This is a genomic window from Tabrizicola sp. (assembly GCF_030694085.1).
Taxonomy (GTDB): domain Bacteria; phylum Pseudomonadota; class Alphaproteobacteria; order Rhodobacterales; family Rhodobacteraceae; genus Tabrizicola.
The window spans coordinates 39667-58901 of the sequence record NZ_JAUXZE010000046.1 but is presented as its reverse complement, the minus strand read 5'-3'; the positions used below and the strand labels follow the sequence as shown (position 1 = coordinate 58901).

The following is a 19235-nucleotide window of genomic DNA, read 5'->3' as shown; positions in this document are numbered from 1 at the left end:
GAGGCCGGGAATGGCAAAGGTGAACGATGGTGCGGTGCCGGTGCTGGAGGTCTGGCGCGGTGGCCTTCTGGAAAGCACGCATCTGGGACATGCGGTGATCTGCGATGCGAAGGGAATCGTCGCCGCCTGGGGCAACCCCGAGGCGGTGATCTTCCCGCGGTCGTCGGCCAAGATGCTGCAGGCGCTGCCGTTGATCGAGACGGGGGCTGCTGACGCACGCGGGCTTTCCCAAGAACACCTGGCGCTGTCCTGCGCCAGCCATCGGGGGGCGCAGGTCCATGTCGATCTGGCCGGACGCTGGATCTCGGACCTCGGGCTGTCGGAGGCGGACCTGCGCTGCGGCGCCCATGAACCCGGCGACATCGAGGAGCGCAACCGTCTGATCCGCGCGGACGAAAAGCCCTGTCAGTTGCACAACAACTGCTCGGGCAAACATTCGGGCTTTCTGACGGTGACCCAGCACCTGAAAGCCGGGCCGGAATACATCGAGATCGACCACCCCTTGCAGAAGGCCATCCGTGCCGCGACCGAAGAGGTCACCGAGGAGACTTCGGCGGGTTGGGGCATCGACGGCTGCTCGGCCCCGAACTTCGCGATGTCGGTCGGCGCTCTGGCCCGCGGCATGGCAAAATTCGCCACGGCCCGTGAAGGCCACGGCGCGCGCGAGGATGCGATGCACCGGCTGACCCGGGCGATGGCAGCACATCCGCACCTGATCTCGGGCGAGGGGCAGGCCTGCACCGAGCTGATGCGGGCGATGGACGGTCGCGTTGCGATCAAGGGCGGCGCCGAGGCCGTCTATATCGCGATCGTGCCGGACAGGGGCCTTGGCATCGCGCTGAAAGTGCTGGATGGCGGCTATCGCGGCTCCGAGGCGGCGGTGGCGGCCCTGCTGGCGAGGATCGGTGTCCTTGACCCGGCCCATCCTGCGGCGGTGAAGCGCATGGCGGGCGTGCAACGCAACTGGCGCGGACTGGAGACGGGGGTCTACCGACTGGCTTCCGGCTTTCCCGGTTGATTTGAAGGGGGAAGCGGGTAAGCTTTCGCAATGAACGCCGAAGCGCCGATCCCGTTTCCGCAGTCCGGCCAGATCCCGGATCAGGTCAGTTTCGACCGCAAGGAGCTGGGCCAGATCCTGCGTGTCTATGGCCGGATGGTTGCCGCCGGGGAGTGGCGCGACTATGCCATTGCCGCGATGCGCGACCTTGCGGTCTTCGCGATTTTCCGCCGCACCGCAGAAACACCTCTGTACCGGATTGAAAAGCGACCCAAGCTGCGAGCCAAACAGGGGCTTTACGCCGTTGTGGGCATGGACGGCCACGTCCTGCGCCGTGGTCATGATCTGGACCAGGTCCTTAAGGTGCTGGAAAAGCGGCTGATCGGCCCGGTCTGAGGAAAGCTCCTCGTGCGACTTCGTCTTCTCGTCGCAGGGGGCCGACCCATCGCAGCGAGGAGTGACGCAGTCATCGACGAGCGGTCGGGTCACATCCTCTGGCGTGCCAGCACCAGCCCGCCGCCACCGGCCGAGATGCGCGCGACGCTCTCCCGGATTCCCTCATAGGCCACCGACATCGTGTGCCCGTTCGCGTGGATCAGCCGGTCCTTGTCGACCACCAGCGCCACATGGCCCTTCCAGAAGATCAGATCGCCGCGCTTCATCGCTTCGTTGGAAGGCAGGTTGCGGCCAAGCGCCATCTGCATGTCGCTGTCGCCCGGGCAGGCCTTGCCGCAGGCCTGCATTGCCAGCTGCACCAGGCCCGAGCAATCCACCCCCATGCGGGAATTGCCGCCCCACAGGTACGGCGTCCCCAGCAAGCCTTCCGCCACCGTCACCGGGTCATCGGCCCATTCGCCCAAGGGACGCAGGTGGCGGATCGGGACGTAACCATGCGGCGTATTGGCCCAGGCGCCCCAGGACCCGATCATGGCCAGCCGTGAGCCAAGGCTAAGGGCTGCCTTCTCGGGGGCCTGAACCTGCGGCTCGGTGTAAAGATGCGTCCCCGGCACGGCGACCCAATGCGTCGGGGCTGGTCCCTGACCCAAGTCGCTTTCCGCCGTCCAGCCGCAATAGCCGTCCTTTGCCGAGATCAGGAAGACATGGCCCTTGTCGCGGTCGATCACCGTCACCGCATCGCCCAGCAAAAGCTGCCGGTCCCGCGCACCGCCGGGGCTGGCCCGCAGGTTTGCCAAGGGCACGATGACCTGCGCTTGCAATCCTTCGGTCAGCGGGGCTTCCACCACCCCGCTCAGCGAGACATGTGCCACCCGTCCCGAATAGGGCGTCAGCCGTCTGTCCATCACGTGTTCTCCAACTCGTTCCCCACCCTGGCCCGTCGCAACGGGCCCTACAGCGCCAACATGGCGCCCAATCCCCCAAGCACCGCCCGCGCCCCCTGACCGACCCCGCCCTTCGGCCGTGCGGGCTGGTCGCCGGGCATGTGGCCGTAGATGTCGAAATGCATATAGCGCGGTCCGTCCACAAAGCGCCGCAGGAACAGCGCCGCCGTGATCGACCCGGCAAAGCCGAAACCCGGAGCATTGTCGAGGTCGGCGATCCCCGGCTCGATCACTGTCTCGTAGGCGTCATGGAACGGCAGCCGCCAGACCGGGTCGAAGCCCGCCTTCGCGCCTGCCTCCAGCGCCCCGGCCAACCCCTCGTCGTCCGTGTAATAGGGTGCCAGGTCCGGCCCCACCGCCACCCGCGCCGCGCCGGTCAGGGTCGCCATGCTGACCAGCACGTCCGGGGCGTCCTCGCAGGCATAGGCCAGCGCATCGGCCAGGACCAGCCGCCCTTCTGCATCGGTGTCGTTCACCTCGACCGTAAGGCCCTTGCGGCTGGTCAGGATGTCCTTCGGTTTCAGGGCGTTGCCGGAAACCAGATTCTCCACTGCCGGAACGAGCACACGCAGCTGCACCGGCAAACCCAGCGTCATGATCATCCGCGCCAGGCCCATGACCGTCGCCGCGCCGCCCATGTCCTTCTTCATCAGGTTCATGCCCGACGAAGGCTTCAGGTTCAGCCCGCCGGTGTCAAAGCAGACCCCCTTGCCGACCAGAGTCAGTTTCGGGCCCTTGGCCCCCCAGCGCAGGTCCAGCAGGCGCGGAGCGCGCGGACTGGCACGACCAACGGCATGGATCATCGGGAAGTCTTGCCCCAGCAGATCTTCGCCCCGGATCACATCCGCCTGCGCGCCGAATTCTGTCGCCAGAGCCAGGAAGGCCGCCTCCAGCTCCGCCGGCCCCATGTCTTCGGCCGGAGTGTTGATCAGGTCGCGGGTCAGCGCCTCACCCTCGGCCATCGCGATGAGGCGGGCAGCGTCCAGATCCTCGGGGCAGATCAGCCGGGGCAGGGTGGGGGGCTTCTTCTTCGTGCGGTAACGGTCAAAGCGGTATCCCGACAACAGCCAGGCCAGCGCAGCCTCGACCCGTTCGGCCGGGTCAAGCTGACCTTCCAGTCGCCAGTCCCCCTCGGGCAGGCCCGCGATGGCCTTCGCCAGACCGAAACGCAGCCGCCGCCGGGCCTGGGCGGTGCCATAGCCAGCCACCGCCCCCGCCACCCCGCCATCAGCTGCCGGCAAAAGCCGCAGATCGCCCAAGCCGGCCTCGAACCCGGTTGTGGTCAGCCACAAGGCCCAGGGCTGGCCCGGCCCCGACAGGAAGGCCGCCAGCTCATCGGGCCGCAGCACATGCATCGGTCTTGCCGCAGAGGACGGGGTGGCAAAGGCAAAGGGGCTGGTCATGGGTGGATCGCGGCTGGGACTGTTCGTTTCAATTGCAGGAATATTTCGCGCGAGATCAAGCATTTCCCGAGATCTGCCGAGCTTGGGCAAATATTCCCCCTTCCCGTGGGCCGCCCTCAAATCTTCCAAAGATTGTGGGAAACGGCATCGCAACAACCCAGAATTGCATTGCGGCAGTGAAATCCGCCTAGAAAGTCTGGTCCGCCACCCCGGCCTCGGCCGTCAGGGACCGTTCGGCGACCCGCATCAGGCGCGCCCAGACCGCCGAGAAGGCCGTCCCGTCCGCACGCTCCAGGCAGATCTTTGCGTCGCCCGCCACCGTGGCCAGCGTCAGCAGCCCCAGGTCCGCCGCCATGCGACCCAGCCGGGACAATTGGCGCGACAGGTCCTTCAACTCTTGCCCGCGGACCTTTTCGGCGATCCCGGCCATCGTCAGCGCCAGTTCCCCCAGCGCGCGCGTCACCATCTGTTCGGCCACCGGGGCCCCCAGGTTGCGGTAGATCACCGCTATCGCCTCGACATCCTGACGCACGACCTCACGCGGTCGCAGAGCGGCTATCTCGCCCATCTTGAACACCCAATTTTCTTCACACCCACCGGCAGATTGGCCCGTCTTGCTGAACAATTGGTTGCCCAGGTCGCGTCCGACGGGGAATTTGCCCCTCGAATTTTCCGCAAATGCGGCATAGGCAAGGGGCGACAAGGGACCAAAGATCATGATCACGCACATCCGGCCGCTTCCCACCTACCTGGTCCAGCGCTTTCACGGCTGGCGCGCGACGACTTACCAGGACAACCGCGCCTGGTATCGCCGCCTGGCCGAAAGCGGGCAGCATCCCCGCGCGATGGTGATCTCCTGCTGTGACAGCCGGGTCCACGTCACCTCGATCTTCGGCGCGGATGAAGGCGAGTTCTTCATCCACCGCAACGTCGCCAATCTGGTGCCGCCCTACAACCCGGACGGCGAATACCACGGCACCTCGGCGGCGGTGGAATATGCCGTCACGGGCCTTGGCGTCGCGCATATCGTAGTGCTGGGCCACTCGAACTGCGGTGGGGTCAAAGGCTGCCACGACATGTGCCGGGGCCACGCGCCGCATCTGGAAGAGAAGACCAGCTTCGTCGGCCGCTGGATGGACATCCTGCGCCCCGGGTTCCAGAAGGTCGCGCAACTGCCCGACGACCAGATCCTGCCGGCGCTGGAAAAGCAGGCGGTGCTGACCAGTCTGGAAAACCTGCTGACCTTCCCTTTCGTCCGCACCGCGGTCGAGGATGACCGGCTGACCCTGCACGGGCTGTGGACCGACACGGGCGAGGGCGGGCTGGAAAGCTATGACCCGTCGCGGGACGGCTTCTTTCCAGTCTGAAAGCAAAAAGCCCGGCGGATCGCTCCACCGGGCATTTGCCTTAGGTCGAACGGTCAGCCCGCGGCGGTCACCGCGCGCCCCGTCAGCACCTTGACCAGGTTCGCCCGATAGGCGGCCGAGCCGTGCAGGTCGGTGTTCATGCCCGAGGGATCAACCGTCAGCCCGGAAATCACCGCAGCCGAGAAGTTGGCCGAAAGCGCAGCCTCTGCCTCAGTCCAGCGGAAGACACCGTCGTTGCCTGCGCCGGTCACCGCGACCCGGACCCCATCCGCGAATTTCGCGACGAAGACTCCGGTCAGGGCAAAGCGGCTGGCGGGCTGGTTGAACTTCACATAGGCCGCCCTCTGCGGGATCGGGAAGACGACTTCGGTGATGAACTCCCCTTCCTCCAGCGCCGTGGTGAACAGGCCCTGAAAGTAGTCATCCGCCGCGATCTTGCGCTTGTTGGTCACCACCGTCGCGCCACTGGCCAGCACGGCGGACGGATAGCAGGCCGCCGGGTCGTTGTTGGCGACCGACCCGCCGATGGTGCCGCGCGACCGCACCGCAGGATCACCGATGCCCCCCGCCAGGTCCGCCAGCGCCGGATAGTGGGCCTTGGCCTCCTTGGCGACGACAGCATGGGGCGTCGCCGCCCCGATATGCAGCCCGCCGTCACCGATGCAGACGCCCTGCATTTCGGCAATGCCGGTCAGGCTGACCAGCACGCCCGGCGCGGCAAGCCGCTGCTTCATCGTCGGGATCAGCGTCTGCCCGCCCGACAGGGCCTGCGCCCCGTCAGCCGCCAGAGCCTTTGCCGCATCGGCAATCGTCGTGGGCTTTGCGAAGTCGAAATTGTGCATCTGATCCTCCCTTACCCGTTGATCGCCGACCAGACCCGCGACGGCGAGACTGGCATGTCGATATGCGTGACGTGGGTGTGACCCCCGCGCTGAAGTGCGTCGATCACCGCGTTGATCACCGCCGGAGGGGACCCGATCGCCCCCGCCTCGCCGCAGCCCTTCACCCCAAGCGGGTTGTGCGTGCAGGGCGTCTGGCAGCTGTAATCCACGTTGTAGAACGGCACATCCTCGGCCCGCGGCATCGGGTAGTCCATGTAGGACCCCGTCAGCAGTTGCCCTGTTTCGTCATAGGCGGTGAACTCGCACAGGGCCTGGCCGATCCCCTGGCCCACGCCGCCATGCACCTGACCTTCGACGATCATCGGGTTCATCACGTTGCCGAAGTCGTCGGCACAGTGGAAGGCCACCACGTCGACCTTGCCGGTGCCCTCGTCCACCTCGACCTCGCAGATATAGGCGCCTGCGGGGTAGGTGAAGTTGGCCGGGTCGTAGAAGGCCGTCTCTTCCAGCCCCGGTTCCAGCGTCTCCAGCGGGTAGTTGTGCGGGACGTAGGCGCTGAACGCGATCTCGCCGAAGGTCTTGGCCTTGTCGGTCCCCGCCACCTGGAACTTGCCGTCCTCGAACGAGATGTCGCCCTCGGCCGCCTCCAGCATGTGCGCGGCGATCTTCTTGCCCTTGGCGATGATCTTGTCCACCGCCTTGGTCATCGCCGTGCCGCAGACCGCCAGTGAGCGGCTGCCATAGGACCCCATCCCGAACGGGATCTTCGAGGTATCGCCATGCACGATCTCGACCGAGCTGTCGGGAATCCCCAGCTTCTCGGCCACGATCTGCGCAAAGACCGTCTCATGGCCCTGACCGTGGCTGTGCGCCCCGACCATGACGCTGATGTTCCCGGTCGCGTTCACCCGCACCGTCGCCGCGTCATAAAGGCCGACGCGCGACCCAAGGATGCCCACCAGATTGGACGGAGCAATCCCGCAAGCCTCGATCCAGGTCGACAGCCCCATGCCGCGCAGCTTGCCGCGCGCCTTGGACTCTGCCGCGCGCTTTTCAAAGCCCACGACGTCGGCCATCTGGACAGCCTTGTCCAGCGTCGCCTGGTAGTTGCCGGTGTCGTAAAGCAGACCCACGGGCGACTGATAGGGGAACTGGTCTGGCGTGAGCAGGTTCTTCCGCCGCACCTCGAACGGGTCAAGCCCCAACTCGCGGCACATCTTGTCGATCACCCGCTCCAGTGAATAGGTCGCCTCGGGGCGGCCCGCACCACGGTAGGCATCCACCGGAGCCGTATTGGTGAAAACGGTTTTCACGTTCACATAGACATGCGGCACCTTGTAGGGCCCCGACATCAGCGTCCCGTGCAGGAAGGTGGGCGTCGCGGTCGAGAAGTTCGACAGATACGCCCCCACGTTCGCCAGCGTCTCGGTCCGGATCGCCAGGATCTCACCGTCCTTGGTGCAGCCGAGTTCAATCTTCGTCACATGGTCGCGGCCATGCGCATCGGTCAGGAAAGACTCGCTGCGCTCTGCCGTCCAGCGCACCGGGCGGCCCAGCTTCTTCGCCGCCGCCAGCACCAGCGCCTCTTCGCCGTAGTGATAGATCTTCGACCCGAAGCCGCCACCCACGTCGGGGGCCACCACTGTCAGCTTGTTCTCCGGAATGCCCAGCACGAAGGCCGAGACCAGAAGCCGTGTCAGGTGCGGGTTCTGGCTGGTCGTGGTCAGCTTGTAGTCGCCCGTGCCCGGGTTGTACTCGCCGATGCTGGCCCGCGGCTCCATCGCGTTCGGCACCAGCCGGTTGTTCACCAGGTTCAGCGTCACGACATGCGGCGCGGCCTTCATCGCCGCATCCACCGCCGCGCGGTTGTCCTCGATCCAGCCCCAGTCAAAGCACAGGTTGTCCGGGATCTCGTCATGCACGCGGTTCGACGGGTCGGCGACCGCCTGCTTCATATCGACGATCGCGGGCAGTTCCTCGATCACGCTGTCTTCCGCCAGCTGCTCGGCCGCGTCCTTGGCCTGGGCCACCGTCTCGGCGATCACCGCCGCATAGGCGTCGCCCACATGGCGCACCTTGCCATGCGCCAGCACCGGGCGCTTGGGTTCGCGCATCGGCGTGCCGTCGCGGCTGTTGATCAGCCAGCCCGCCGGGTTGCCGCCGACGTCCTTGAAATCCTCACCCGTGAAGATCGCCAGCACGCCCGGCATCGCCGCCGCCTTGGCCGTGTTGATCGACTTGATCCGCCCGTGTGCCACGTTCGAGCGGACAAAGACCGCCGCCGTCTGCCCATGCAGCGCCATGTCGTCGGTATAAACCCCGCGTCCGGTCAGAAAGCGGACATCCTCGCGGCGCTTGGTCGATGCGCCAATCCCGTGATCCTTCGGCATGTTCCCCCCTATTCCGCTGCCAAAGCCGAGACGTCCTGCCCCGAGGCAGCCATCACGGCCTTGACGATGTTGTGATACCCCGTGCAGCGGCAGATATTGCCGTCCAGGTAGTGCCGCACCTCAGCCTCCGAGGGCTTGGGGTTTTCCGCCAGCAGCGCCGCCGACGACATCACCATGCCCGGCGTGCAGAACCCGCATTGCAGGCCGTGATGATCCTGGAACGCCTGCTGAAGCACGTTCAACGATCCATCCGCGTTGGCCATGCCTTCAATCGTCTTCACCGAAGCCCCCGCCACATCCGCCGCAAAGACGGTGCAGCTTTTCACCGGCTTGCCATCGACATGCACCACGCAGGCGCCGCATTGGCTGGTGTCGCAACCGACATGGGTGCCGGTCATCCCCAGCCCTTCGCGCAGGAACGACGACAGCAGCGTCCGCCCTTCCACTTCCCCGCTCACGGCCTTGCCGTTCACGGTCATAAAGACCTTGGTCATTCTTGTTCCTCCCTGGGTCGTCCTAGGTATTCGCGTGTCTTCGTCGCGGGCCGTCGGTTCAGCCGATCAGGCGTTTGAACCAACCCTTCTTCTTTTCCCCCGAATCGGCAACAGCTTCTTCGGTCACATTTTCCGGCTCTTCCTCGGGCTCCTCGACCGCCGCCTGGAAGCGGGTGAAAAACTCGTCGGCCAGCTTCCTGGCAAAGCTGTCGATGATCCGGCTGCCGAGCTGGGCGATCTTGCCGCCGACATTGGCCTCGGCCTCGTAGGTCAGGCGGGTGCCACCCTCCATCGGCTCGAAGCTGACGTTGGCGCCGCCTTTGGCAAAGCCCGCGACGCCGCCCTTGCCCTCGCCGCTGATCTTCAGCGACGCACCTTCAATGATGTCGGACAACTGCACCAACCCGGTGAACGTGGCGCTGACCGGGCCGACCTTCTGCTTGACCACGGCCTCGTAACCCTCGGCGACCGATCCGGTCAGGCTTTGGCACCCGGGAATACATTCCTTCAGCACGTCCGGGTTCAGGATCGCATCCCAGACCGTCTTCGGGTCGGCCTTGATTTCGCGGGTATCACTCAGCAGCATGGAAAACTCCCCCTCTTGGGCCGCAGACTAGGGCGAGCGGTCACGTCCGGCTATGCTGCCTAAGTCGTAGGGTCCGAAAGCTGCGCGACCACGGCTTCCAGGGCGCGGGGGTCGATCGGTTTGTGAAGGATTTCGATGCCCGCATTTGCGGCCAGCTTCTGCAAAGCGGCCCCGCGATCCGCCGTGATCAGCCGCGACTGCACCGGCCCATGCGCGGCCCGCAGCGCCGCCAGAACCTCGATCCCGGTCATGCCCTCGCCCAGCTGGTGATCGACAATGAAGATGTCGGGCAGGATCCCGATCTCGTCGATCAAAGCCAAAGCTTCCTCGCCCGAGCCCGCCTCAAGCACCGTCATCCCCCACTTTTCCAACAAGAGCCCCAGCGCGCGCCGCAACTCCCCGTCGTTTTCCACCAGAAAGGCAATCTTGTCCGCCGCGACCGGACCGCGCCGCCGCTCGGGCGCATCGATCTGAAAGGGCAGGGCAGGCCCGCTTTCCGACAGCGGCAGCTGCACCATGAAGCAGGTCCCGTGCCCAACGTCGGACTGCAAGCCCAAAGGATGCCCCAGCAAAGCACAGGCCCGCTCCACGATGGCCAGCCCCAGCCCCATCCCCTCGCTGGCCGAGGCGCGGGCGTTCAGGCGGTGGAATTCCTTGAAGATGTCGTTCTGCGCGTCTTCCGGGATGCCTGGGCCGGTGTCCCGGACCTCCACCCGCACCACGCCGCCCCGCCTGCGCGCACCGACCAGGACCCGGCCTGTCGTCGTATAACGGATCGCGTTGCCGATCAGGTTCTGCAGGATACGCCGCAGATAGGCCGGGTCGCTTTCCACCGTTGCGCTGCACGGCACCACTGTCAGCTTGAGGCCCTTCGCCGCCGCCATCGGCGCGAATTCCTCGGCCATCGTCCGCAGCAGCCGCTCCAGACTGACCGCCCCCACGCTGACCGCCGCCTTCCCCGATTCCAGCTTCGATATGTCCAGCAGCGCGTCCAGCAGCCCCTCGACCGACATCAACGCATTCTGCGCCTTCTCCAGCGCCACTTGCGCGCCGGGGTCCAGCCCATCACCGGCAATCGAACTGATGAACAGCTTTGCCGCCGACAACGGTTGCAACAGATCATGAGACGCCGCCGCCACGAACCGAGACCGGCTGGCATTGGCGCGTTCGGCATGGGCCAGCGCGTCCTCCAGTTCCAGTGTCCGCTCCATCACCCGCGCTTCCAGCGTCTCGTTCGCCTGGCTGAGAGCCTGCAAAGCCGCCCGTTCCGCCGTCACATCGGTGAAGCTGAGCACGAACCCCCCGTCCGGCATCCCCTGGCCAAAGACGTCCAGGATCAGCTCCTCCCCCCGCCGGACCGCAAACTCCAGCGGAGGCCGCGCCGTCGCCGCGACCCACCCCACCAGCGCGCCCTGGGTCATCCCCTCGAACTGCATCGGCAGCCGCCCGAACACCGCCTCGAACGACGCCCCGATCCGCAGGCGCCCCATCGGCAGCGACAGAAGTGACCCCAGCCGCTGGTTCCACCCCACCAGCCGCGCCTCGGCATCGAATATGCCGACGCCCTGGTTGATGTGGTCCAGTGTCGCCCGGATCACCCGCGCCTGGTCGTCCAGCAGCTTCCCGCGCTCGTGCCGTTCGGCCAGGATGATGTCGGTGACGTCCGTCTGCAGGATCACCGTCCCGCCATCCGCCGTCCGATGCTCGCTGACCTGAACCCAGTGGTCACCGCCCAGCCGCACGTTGAAGATGACGTGCCGGTCCTTGTGCCGCCGCATCCGCCCTTCGGCCCAACTGACCGGGCAGTCCCCCTCCAGCGCCAGATGCGGCGACTGGCTGACCATCGCCACATAGTCCGGGAACCCCAGCCCCGGCTTCAACTCGGCATGGACGTCCGGCATGTGCATTGCAAAGCGGCTGTTGCACATCACCAGCCGGTCTTCCCGGTCGAAAAGCGCAAAACCCTCCTGCACCGTCTCGATCGCATTCGACAGGTTTTGCCGCGCCGTCTCTGCCTCACGCGTCGCCTCGGCCAGACGGGCGTTCGAGTCGTTCAGCAAGTCCAGCGCCCGTCCCAGATCCTGGGTCCGCTCGCGGACCTGGTCCTCCAGCAAGGCCGCCCGCTGGAACTGCGCATAGGCCGCGCCACTGTCGTCTGTCGCCTGCTCCACCCGCCGCATCAGCGCGCCGACGATGGTCAACAGCTTCTCGGCCCGCCGTTCCGCACTGTCCGCCGGGTTGATCAGTGTCTCGATCATGCCGCCCCTTTCGGAGGATAGATCGCCACCCCGGTCATCGTCTGGTTGACGTGCATCGAATTCAACTGTTCGCCATAGGTAGAGAATCCGACCACCCCATGCGCCTTCAGCAAGGCCGAGACCGCGCCGAACCGCTGATTTTCCATCGCCTCGATCCGACGCAGGATGCAGTCGCAGGCCAGGATCGCCGCCGGTTTGCCACCTGCCGCAAGGTCGGTCAGCGCGCGGTCCAGATGCGCCGCCATGTCCTGCGGCTCGGCCAGGGTCAGGACCAGTCCCTCGTCGATGGCCGAGAAGAAGACCAGGTCGCCATTGGGGTCCAGCCGCTGGATCGCCCGCACATGATGACTGCCCCCGATTCGCACCACGACGGGATGCGCGGCGAAGGTGAAGGTCGTCAGTTGCGCCGGGTCCTTGCCAAGAAGCCGCGCGTACTCCTGTGCTGCCGGTTCGGCGTTGATCTGGTGCACCACCCGCCGCGCCGGATCGGCCCCGGTGACGACCATCCGTCGGTTGGTGGGGGTCAGATGGTTCAGGCTGAACACCCGCACTGTGCAGGCCGTCCTGACCATCATCAGGACCGCCCAACCCTCCCGGAAGACCCCATCCTGCAACACAAACGTCGCGCCGAACCGTGTCCCGTCCCCGGCCGAGCCTCCGAACAACGGCACCGGACCCAGGCCCGGCCCAAGGGCGGCCGTCAGCTCATCCTCACGGATGGACATGCCGTCGACCATCAGGAAGGCGAATTCGTCTTCCCAGCCGCCACGCTTCCGCGCCAGCCCTGCCCGCGCCCGGATCAGCCGTCCGATCAGCTCTTGCCCGTCCAGCGCCGCCAGGTTGATCCCCAGACAATCCACGGCAAAGACTGCAGAGGGCAGGGCGACCGCGACGATCTCGCCTTCCGAATAGCCCTCGGGCGAAATTTCTCCGGCCGTGGTGCAGCCGATCACCGAAACGCCCGGAAAAGCCGCCTCAAGCCCGCTTGCCAGCAGGTCCCGGTCGGCTTCGGGCGAGATGAACAGGATCACCGCTGCGAATGGCCCCGGACCCAGGCCCCGCGCCAGCTTTGCCAGGGCATCGGGGTCGCGCGCGCCGACATGGGCGCGCGGCATCACCGCAGCAGCAAGAGCCAAGGGCGCAGACATCCGGTTTCCCCCCCAAGGTCGATGCTACGGCGCGCCGTCGGACCGGGGCAAGGCCCCAGCGGTCCTCGCCCCAGCCGTCCTAACCTCAGCCATCCTCGGGCATCAGGCTGGAGAAGTTCGTCTCGCGCGCGATCAGCACGGCCTGGGTGCGGCTTTGCACCCCCAGCTTGCGCATGATGGCGGTGACATGTGCCTTGACCGTCGTCTCGGCGATGGACAGCTCATAGGCGATCTGCTTGTTCAGCAAGCCCTCGCAGACCAGTTGCAGGATTTTCGCCTGCTGCCGCGTAAGAAGCGCCAGCCGCCCGATCGCCTCTTCCCGCGCGCTGCCCTTGGCCTTGCCCTCGGGCACGGGCACATAGCCTTCGGGCAGGAAGCGTCGCCCCTCGCGCAGCGCATCGAACGCCGCTCGGAAGACCTCGCGCCGCGAATGTTTCGGCACGAAGCCCGCCGCCCCGGCCGCCATGCAGGCTCCGATCACGCGGTTGTCCGCCAATGAGGACACCACCAGAACCGGCACCCCGGACGCCGCCTGTCGCAGGCGGATAAGGCCGTCGATCCCGTTCACATCCGGCAGGTTTAGGTCCAGCACGATGGCATCCGGCACCGGGGTCAGGTCGACCCGGTGGATTGCCGTCTCTAGCCGATCGGCGGTCTCGATCTCCTGGATTCCCGCCACTGATTTCAGCGTCATGGACAGTGCGTCGCAGAACAGCGGGTGGTCATCCACGATCAGGGCAAAGTTCATCGGCCGGGCGTCGCCTGCAGAAACCGCAGAAGCCATTGTCATCGTGAAAAGCCTTCGCATCCAGTTGCCACGCAACTCTACCCCGACCCTTCTGCTGGGGATACAGGCCAAAAGTCCTATCGGCCGAAGGCCCGCTTTAGTGCCGCGCCACGTCCGACAGCGCTCTGGCCTTGCCGCGCGGTCGCCCCGCGCTTAGTCCTGGGCAGCCGGTCCGTGCGACTGGGAACGCTTCCGCCTTCCGAAGCGTCTCCCCGGGGAGACTGCCGCGCCCCAAGCACCTGGACCGAAATGCCCAACCGCCTGCCCCAAGCCCTTCTGACCCTGCTCGCCTGGCTTGCTGCGACCATCGTGGCCGGGGCGTTCATGCGCCAGGAAAGCGCCGGAATCGCCGAGATTGTCGGGTTACTCACAACGGGCATCGCCTGGAACGTGGTGGGTGGCATCGCGGTTCTGGCGATTGCCAGCCGGGTCTTTCGCTGGCGAGACCTCAGCTTCGGTCCGCCCCGGCTGCGGGCGGTGGTCTGGCTCATCTGGTTCCCGATCCTGACGCTTTTGCCGTTCTACGGCATTGCTTTTGCCATCGGGCTGCCGCCTGGCCGGGCGATGCTGTTCCTGGCGATCAACACCGCGCTCGTCGCCCTGTCGGAAGAGTGGATGTTCCGCGGCATCCTCTTCCAGGCCCTTAAGTCGCGTCTGCGCATCTGGCCTGCCGTCGCGCTGACCTCGGTTCTGTTCGGCGCGATACACGTGCTGAACGCCTTTGTCCTGGGCGACCTGCGCCTTGCCGCAGCGCAGTCAGTGGCGGCGATGATGACCGGACTTCTTCTGATCGCGCTGATGCTGCGCACCGGGTCGATCTGGACTGCCATCGTCTATCACATGGTGTGGAACTTCGGCATCCTGCTCGTCGCCTACGAAACCGCGCAGAACCCATTGCCCGAAGGCCCGCTGCCGTTGTCGGCCTATCTGGTGCCGCTGCTGGTCGTGCTGCCGAACTTCCTCTTCGGGCTGGTCCTTCTGCGAAAGTTGCGGCACGATCCGGCGGTCGAACAAGGTTAACACTTGCTGAACGCCCACAGGCAAGCTTCTGATCTGCCTTTGTTTTATCTGCCTGTCCAGCGTGGACACCCCCGCGTAACGCCGCATTTCGGGGCGGCTCTGGTGGGGCTTGCGTCGACGGCTTCCCAGCCCCATCTGCCACGTGTAAGCTGGCCCCGTCGATCGAGTGAAAGGTCATTTTCCATGTTGTATTCCACAGACCGCCGCCGTGTCCTTGCAGGCCTGGCCTCGCTTCCACTGCTTGCGGCAACTCCGCTCCGCGCCCAAGCGGTGCAGCGGCCCTTCAATCTGCGGATGGTGATGTCGGGGCACAGCCTGACCGATCCGATCCCGCACCCGCTGGAAATCCTGGTCAAGTCCGCAGGCGGGGGGCAGTCGCGCGGCATGCTGATCGACAAGTCCACGATCCCCGGAAGCCCGGCCGAGATGCGCTGGCAGACCGATCCTATCGAGCCCGTCGATGCAAAGCGCGACATCGCGAAATACGACCTCCTGGTGATGACCGAGCGGGTCTCGGTGCGCTCCACGCTTCAGTGGCACGGCGCGGACAAGATCGCGCTCACCTGGTTCGAACACGCCTGGAAGAACGGACGCGGCGGCCAGGGTGCGGAGACTGTCTATTATGCCAGCTGGATCGGGCTGGACAGCGGGACTCCTTCCAAGTGGGACACGTCCGAGGATCAGTTGATCCCGTTCCGCAAGCGACTCGATGTCGAGATGTCGGCCTGGCAGGTCATCGCGGATCATGTCAACACCAACCGCCCCGCTGGCAGCCCGCCGATGCGGGTAATCCCGGGGCCGAAGATCATGGCTGCGGTCTGGGACGCAATCGAGGCGGGATCCGCACCGGGTCTCAAGGCGATGAACGAGCTTTTCGAGGACGACATTCACGTCAACGCCAAGGGCGCCTACCTGATCGCTCTGGCGCATTACGCGGTGATCTACGGCCGGGACCCTCGCGAAACCCCGAACCTGCGCGGTGAGCCAGGTTGGCCCACGCACGAACAGGCCGACTGGATGAAGGCCCTGGTCTGGGACGTGGTGCGGGCCTATCCGGACAGCGGGCTGGCCTAGGCCCGCTTCGCTTCGATCACCTCCCAGATGCGGGCGGCGGCATTGGTGCCGTCGAAGCGCTCGAGTTCCTGGATGCCGGTGGGGGAGGTGACGTTGATCTCGGTCAGCCAGTCGCCGATCACGTCTATGCCGACGAAGACCTGGCCCTTTTCGCGCAAGACCGGGCCGATGGTGCTGCAGATTTCCAGGTCGCGGTCGGTGAGGCCGATCTTCTCGGGCCGACCTCCGACATGCATGTTCGACCGCGTCTCGCCAGCCTGGGGGACGCGGTTTATCGCGCCCACCGGCTCGCCGTCGACCAGGATGACCCGCTTGTCACCTTGGGCCACAGCGGGCAGGAACTTCTGCACGATCAGGGGCTCACGATTGATGCCCATAAAAAGCTCGTGCAGGCTGGAGAGGTTGCGATCGTTCGGATCAAGCCGGAAGACGCCCGCGCCGCCGTTCCCATAAAGGGGCTTCAGGATGATGTCGCCGTGCCGCGCCTTGAAGGCGCGGATGGTGTCCAGGTCGCGGGCGATGGCGGTGGGTGGAGTGAGCGTCGGGAAGCGCAGGACGAGAAGCTTTTCGGGACTGTTGCGCACCCAGAAGGGGTCGTTCACTACCAGGGTCCTGGGATGGATCATTTCAAGCAGATGCGTGGTCGTGATGTAGCCCATGTCGAAAGGCGGATCCTGGCGCAGCCAGACGACGTCATAGTCGCCAAGGTCGACCTCGGTTTCCGCGCCATAGGTGACATGGTTCCCGATCTCGCGCCGCACCTCGATCGGCCAGCCTCGGGCCATGATCCGCCCTTCGACGAAGGCAAGCCTGTCCGGGGTGTAGAAGAACAGCTGATGCCCGCGCGCCTGGGCTTCCAGCGCGATGCGGAACGTCGAATCGGCGTTGATGTTGACCGACCCGATCGGGTCCATCTGCAAGGCTACCTTCAGCGGCATGGCACACTCCTTCTTCCGAAGTGAGTGATGGCTGAAGCCGCCGAAAGATGCAATTCAGCCCGCGAAGGCGTTTTCCACTACCTCGATGCGGCCTTGCCCGTCGACCAGCGCAAGGTCGATGCGCACATCCGTCAACAGGCCAAGCGGTTCACCTGCGACGAATTCATCGACCGTGGCGAAGATGCGCCGGATCTGCTGGTCGGAGAGATGCGAAGCGGCCAGGTCATGCGTCCGGCTTTGCTTCACCTCGACGAAGATGACGACATCACCGTCGCGCCCGATCAGGTCGATTTCCCCCGTCAGGCCACGCCAGTTCCGGGCACAGATGGCGACGCCGCGATCTTCATAAAGGCGGGCAACCGAGGCTTCTGCGGCATGACCGGCAAGGTAATTGGTCAATCCCCGTGCCTTGCGGGTCTGCCGGGCCGGAGAGGAGACAAAGTCGAAAGGCATGGCTATCCTTGGCTGCGGTCGAGGGCGGTCTTGTAGACGATCTTGCGGGACACCCCCAGAGTTTGCGACACAAAAGTTGCGGCATCCTTAACGGACATCGACTGCAAGGCCAGGTCCAGAGCCGCAGCGATGCTGTCCTCGGTCGCCTCGGCGGGGGGCGCGCGGTCGACCAGCACCACGATTTCGCCCTTGATCTCTCGGGCCGCGACCTTTTCGGCCAGGTCCGCCAGAGGACCACGCAGCACTTCTTCGAAACGTTTGGTCAGTTCGCGGCAGACCACGGCCTGCCGGGTCGCCCCCAACGTCTTGACCATCTCGGCCAGAAGGGCGGCCAAACGCTTCGGGCTTTCGTAAAGGATCAGCGTCGCCTGCACCGCCGCCAGCTCTTCCAGGAAGCTTCGTCGCGCGCCCTGGGCCGAGGGCGGAAAGCCCGCGAAGAGGAAGCGGTCCGAGGGCAGACCGGACAGGGTCAGCGCGCAGATTGCGGCGCAGGGGCCGGGGGCGGCGCTCATCGGCAATCCCAATGCCGCCACGGCACGCGCAAGTTCAAAACCGGGGTCCGAAATCAAGGGCGTTCCGGCTTCTGACGCATAGGCCACGCTCTTGCCGTCGGCAAGAAGCCCCAGCAGACGCTGCATCTGCCCTTCGCCGGAATGGTCGTGGTAGGCGATGACCTGCCGACCCCCCAGGGGGATGCCGTGGATCTCCATCAGGTGACGCAGTGTCCGCGTGTCCTCGGCCACCAGCACATCGGCCCCGGCCAGCACATCCAGTGCCCGCAAGGTGATATCCCGTGCCGCGCCGATAGGGGTCGAGACCAGGTGCAGCCCCGGCGGAATGGCGCGCAGGCCGGGCGTGTGGCTGGTCTCGGCAGGGTCGGCCGTCTGCCTCACAAGTTTACTTCCCTTCCCGAACCCTTTACCCTGACCGGCAAACGCAGCGCGCTGCAACAGTGAGGAACCACCATGTTGTCCGTATTTCGCCGGGCCCGCAAGTCGCTGGGTCAGATGCTGTTTGTGCTTGGTGCCGTGGTCCTTTCGGGCTGTGTGGCATCAACGCCCGGAACGACCCCGCCGACCCGTGGCGGTTCGGTCCAGGTTGCACTGCTGATCCCCTCGGGCTCGGGCCAGTCGCAGGACGAACTGTTCGGCCGGAACCTTGAAAACGCTGCGCGTCTGGCAATGGCGGATCTGTCGGGCGTGAACATCGACCTGCGCGTCTACAAGACCGGGGGCAGCCCCGCGCAGGCCACGGCATTGGCCCGGCAGGCGGTGGACGAAGGCGCCCAGGTGATCCTTGGGCCGTTCTATTCCGAAGAGGCCAATGCCGCCGGCGTTGCGGTGGCGAATTCGGGCGTCAACGTCCTTGCCTTCTCGAACAATGCGGCCATCGCGGGCGGCAACGTTTTCGTCCTTGGCCAGACATTCGACAACACCGCCCGCCGTCTGGCGCGGTTCGCGGTCAAGAACGGCAAATCCAAGGTCCTGATCGTGCATGACCGCAACGTCGCGGGCGAGGTCGGCAAGGCCGCAATCGAGCGTGGAGTCTCGGCCGCGGGCGGCTCGGTGGTGGGTGTCACCTCGTATGAATTCTCGCAGAACGGGATCGTGCAGGCGGCGTCGGGCATCGTCAGCACTGCGCGGTCCTCGGGTGCCACGGCGCTGTTCCTGACGGCCGACACGGCGGGGGCGCTGCCGCTTCTCAGCCAGCTTCTCGTCGACAACGGCATCGACAAGGCAACGACACAGTTCATCGGCCTGACCCGTTGGGACATCCCGCCGGCCACCCTGGCCCTGCCGGGCGTCCAGGGCGGCTGGTTCGCCATGCCGGACCCGGGCCTGCAGGCGCAGTTCCGCGCGCGGTATGAGGGCGCCTATGGCAGTCAGCCGGTTCCGGTTGCGGCACTGGCTTACGACGGAATCGCGGCCATCGGGGCCCTGGCGAGCCGCGCCAAGGACGGGGCTCCGCTTTCCAAGGGCGATCTGACGCAGTCGGCGGGCTTTGCCGGGGTCTCGGGCATCTTCCGCCTGCTGCCGAACGGCACAAACGAGCGGGGCCTCGCCGTGGCGACGATCCGTACGAACCAGGTCGTGGTGATCGATGCTGCTCCGCGCAGCTTCGGCGGCGCAGGGTTCTGA

The 19235-nt window shown here is 65.9% G+C and carries 19 protein-coding genes; 6 read left to right on the top strand and 13 right to left on the bottom strand.

Translation table 11 applies throughout. The features are described 5' to 3' along the window. Positions 1–10: 10 nt before the first annotated feature. Both Q8M85_RS11525 and Q8M85_RS11520 read left to right on the top strand, forming a co-directional pair. Positions 11–1018 carry an asparaginase gene (locus tag Q8M85_RS11525; RefSeq protein ID WP_305544465.1) on the top strand — a complete coding sequence of 336 codons (1008 nt, stop codon included), beginning with the start codon at positions 11–13 and terminating at the stop codon, positions 1016–1018. A 30-nt stretch (positions 1019–1048) separates the two neighbouring features. Continuing rightward, on the top strand, positions 1049–1393 hold the full coding sequence (locus Q8M85_RS11520) for a DUF2794 domain-containing protein (RefSeq protein WP_305544462.1): 345 nt from the start codon (positions 1049–1051) through the stop codon (positions 1391–1393). 89 nt (positions 1394–1482) lie between these two features. On the opposite strand, the gene Q8M85_RS11515 is transcribed toward Q8M85_RS11520, so the two are convergent. From Q8M85_RS11515 to Q8M85_RS11505, 3 genes are all read right to left on the bottom strand, one after another. Beyond that, positions 1483–2298 carry an NlpC/P60 family protein gene (locus tag Q8M85_RS11515; protein ID WP_305544460.1) on the bottom strand — a complete coding sequence of 272 codons (816 nt, stop codon included), beginning with the start codon at positions 2296–2298 and terminating at the stop codon, positions 1483–1485. A 47-nt stretch (positions 2299–2345) separates the two neighbouring features. After that, complete coding sequence (locus Q8M85_RS11510; protein WP_305544457.1) at positions 2346–3740, bottom strand: M17 family metallopeptidase; 1395 nt, start codon at positions 3738–3740, stop codon at positions 2346–2348. 187 nt (positions 3741–3927) lie between these two features. Continuing rightward, a complete protein-coding gene (locus Q8M85_RS11505) occupies positions 3928–4308 on the bottom strand; it encodes a hypothetical protein (protein ID WP_305544454.1) in 381 nt (126 codons plus the stop codon). Between the two features lie 151 nt (positions 4309–4459). On the opposite strand from Q8M85_RS11505, the gene Q8M85_RS11500 reads away from it, so the two are divergent. Then, positions 4460–5107, top strand: a complete 648-nt coding sequence (locus tag Q8M85_RS11500) for a carbonic anhydrase (protein ID WP_305544763.1) — start codon at positions 4460–4462, stop codon at positions 5105–5107. Positions 5108–5160: 53 nt separating this feature from the next. Here the strand turns inward: Q8M85_RS11500 and Q8M85_RS11495 are convergent, their stop codons facing one another. From Q8M85_RS11495 to Q8M85_RS11465, 7 genes are all read right to left on the bottom strand, one after another. After that, positions 5161–5949, bottom strand: coding sequence for a xanthine dehydrogenase family protein subunit M (locus Q8M85_RS11495; RefSeq protein ID WP_305544451.1), 789 nt, complete (start codon positions 5947–5949; stop codon positions 5161–5163). 11 nt (positions 5950–5960) lie between these two features. Continuing rightward, positions 5961–8339 (bottom strand): xanthine dehydrogenase family protein molybdopterin-binding subunit, encoded by a 2379-nt coding sequence (locus Q8M85_RS11490; RefSeq protein WP_305544448.1) that lies wholly within the window; start codon positions 8337–8339, stop codon positions 5961–5963. Positions 8340–8347: 8 nt separating this feature from the next. Next, positions 8348–8833 carry a (2Fe-2S)-binding protein gene (locus tag Q8M85_RS11485; RefSeq protein ID WP_305544446.1) on the bottom strand — a complete coding sequence of 162 codons (486 nt, stop codon included), beginning with the start codon at positions 8831–8833 and terminating at the stop codon, positions 8348–8350. A gap of 58 nt (positions 8834–8891) precedes the next feature. Next, positions 8892–9419 (bottom strand): CoxG family protein, encoded by a 528-nt coding sequence (locus tag Q8M85_RS11480; RefSeq protein WP_305544443.1) that lies wholly within the window; start codon positions 9417–9419, stop codon positions 8892–8894. A gap of 59 nt (positions 9420–9478) precedes the next feature. After that, positions 9479–11677, bottom strand: a complete 2199-nt coding sequence (locus Q8M85_RS11475; protein WP_305544440.1) for a PAS-domain containing protein — start codon at positions 11675–11677, stop codon at positions 9479–9481. Next, positions 11674–12825 (bottom strand): FIST N-terminal domain-containing protein, encoded by a 1152-nt coding sequence (locus Q8M85_RS11470; RefSeq protein WP_371135237.1) that lies wholly within the window; start codon positions 12823–12825, stop codon positions 11674–11676. The genes Q8M85_RS11475 and Q8M85_RS11470 overlap by 4 nt, the downstream gene beginning before the upstream one ends. 85 nt (positions 12826–12910) lie before the next feature. Continuing rightward, positions 12911–13615, bottom strand: a complete 705-nt coding sequence (locus Q8M85_RS11465) for a response regulator transcription factor (protein ID WP_305544437.1) — start codon at positions 13613–13615, stop codon at positions 12911–12913. A 246-nt stretch (positions 13616–13861) separates the two neighbouring features. Here Q8M85_RS11465 and Q8M85_RS11460 point away from each other — a divergent pair, with 246 nt between their 5' ends. Next, a complete protein-coding gene (locus Q8M85_RS11460; protein WP_305544434.1) occupies positions 13862–14632 on the top strand; it encodes a CPBP family intramembrane glutamic endopeptidase in 771 nt (256 codons plus the stop codon). A 183-nt stretch (positions 14633–14815) separates the two neighbouring features. Beyond that, positions 14816–15706 (top strand): hypothetical protein, encoded by an 891-nt coding sequence (locus Q8M85_RS11455; protein WP_305544432.1) that lies wholly within the window; start codon positions 14816–14818, stop codon positions 15704–15706. On the opposite strand, the gene gshB is transcribed toward Q8M85_RS11455, so the two are convergent. The 3 genes from gshB to rsmI are packed head-to-tail and all read right to left on the bottom strand — an operon-like array spanning position 15703 to position 17990. Beyond that, positions 15703–16644 carry a glutathione synthase gene (gshB, locus tag Q8M85_RS11450; protein ID WP_305544430.1) on the bottom strand — a complete coding sequence of 314 codons (942 nt, stop codon included), beginning with the start codon at positions 16642–16644 and terminating at the stop codon, positions 15703–15705. The two genes, Q8M85_RS11455 and gshB, sit on opposite strands and share 4 nt — an antisense overlap. Before the next feature lie 54 nt (positions 16645–16698). Continuing rightward, the gene (locus Q8M85_RS11445; RefSeq protein WP_305544428.1) at positions 16699–17097 is read right to left on the bottom strand and encodes a YraN family protein; all 399 of its coding nucleotides are present in this window, start codon (positions 17095–17097) and stop codon (positions 16699–16701) included. 2 nt (positions 17098–17099) lie between these two features. After that, the gene (gene rsmI / locus Q8M85_RS11440) at positions 17100–17990 is read right to left on the bottom strand and encodes a 16S rRNA (cytidine(1402)-2'-O)-methyltransferase (protein ID WP_305544426.1); all 891 of its coding nucleotides are present in this window, start codon (positions 17988–17990) and stop codon (positions 17100–17102) included. Positions 17991–18062: 72 nt separating this feature from the next. Between rsmI and Q8M85_RS11435 the strand changes: the two genes are divergently transcribed. Next, positions 18063–19235, top strand: coding sequence for a penicillin-binding protein activator (locus Q8M85_RS11435; protein WP_305544423.1), 1173 nt, complete (start codon positions 18063–18065; stop codon positions 19233–19235).

Bases quoted from the DNA above. Each gene is read 5' to 3' on its own strand.
- Q8M85_RS11515 (WP_305544460.1), bottom strand. From the start codon at position 2,298: ATGGACAGACGGCTGACGCCCTATTCGGGACGGGTGGCACATGTCTCG.
- Q8M85_RS11490 (WP_305544448.1), bottom strand. From the start codon at position 8,339: ATGCCGAAGGATCACGGGATTGGCGCATCGACCAAGCGCCGCGAGGAT.
- Q8M85_RS11520 (WP_305544462.1), top strand. From the start codon at position 1,049: ATGAACGCCGAAGCGCCGATCCCGTTTCCGCAGTCCGGCCAGATCCCG.
- Q8M85_RS11455 (WP_305544432.1), top strand. From the start codon at position 14,816: ATGTTGTATTCCACAGACCGCCGCCGTGTCCTTGCAGGCCTGGCCTCG.
- Q8M85_RS11445 (WP_305544428.1), bottom strand. From the start codon at position 17,097: ATGCCTTTCGACTTTGTCTCCTCTCCGGCCCGGCAGACCCGCAAGGCA.
- Q8M85_RS11495 (WP_305544451.1), bottom strand. From the start codon at position 5,949: ATGCACAATTTCGACTTCGCAAAGCCCACGACGATTGCCGATGCGGCA.
- Q8M85_RS11525 (WP_305544465.1), top strand. From the start codon at position 11: ATGGCAAAGGTGAACGATGGTGCGGTGCCGGTGCTGGAGGTCTGGCGC.
- Q8M85_RS11460 (WP_305544434.1), top strand. From the start codon at position 13,862: ATGCCCAACCGCCTGCCCCAAGCCCTTCTGACCCTGCTCGCCTGGCTT.
- gshB (WP_305544430.1), bottom strand. From the start codon at position 16,644: ATGCCGCTGAAGGTAGCCTTGCAGATGGACCCGATCGGGTCGGTCAAC.
- Q8M85_RS11510 (WP_305544457.1), bottom strand. From the start codon at position 3,740: ATGACCAGCCCCTTTGCCTTTGCCACCCCGTCCTCTGCGGCAAGACCG.
- Q8M85_RS11475 (WP_305544440.1), bottom strand. From the start codon at position 11,677: ATGATCGAGACACTGATCAACCCGGCGGACAGTGCGGAACGGCGGGCC.
- Q8M85_RS11505 (WP_305544454.1), bottom strand. From the start codon at position 4,308: ATGGGCGAGATAGCCGCTCTGCGACCGCGTGAGGTCGTGCGTCAGGAT.
- Q8M85_RS11470 (WP_371135237.1), bottom strand. From the start codon at position 12,825: ATGTCTGCGCCCTTGGCTCTTGCTGCTGCGGTGATGCCGCGCGCCCAT.
- Q8M85_RS11435 (WP_305544423.1), top strand. From the start codon at position 18,063: ATGTTGTCCGTATTTCGCCGGGCCCGCAAGTCGCTGGGTCAGATGCTG.
- Q8M85_RS11485 (WP_305544446.1), bottom strand. From the start codon at position 8,833: ATGACCAAGGTCTTTATGACCGTGAACGGCAAGGCCGTGAGCGGGGAA.
- Q8M85_RS11480 (WP_305544443.1), bottom strand. From the start codon at position 9,419: ATGCTGCTGAGTGATACCCGCGAAATCAAGGCCGACCCGAAGACGGTC.
- Q8M85_RS11465 (WP_305544437.1), bottom strand. From the start codon at position 13,615: ATGACAATGGCTTCTGCGGTTTCTGCAGGCGACGCCCGGCCGATGAAC.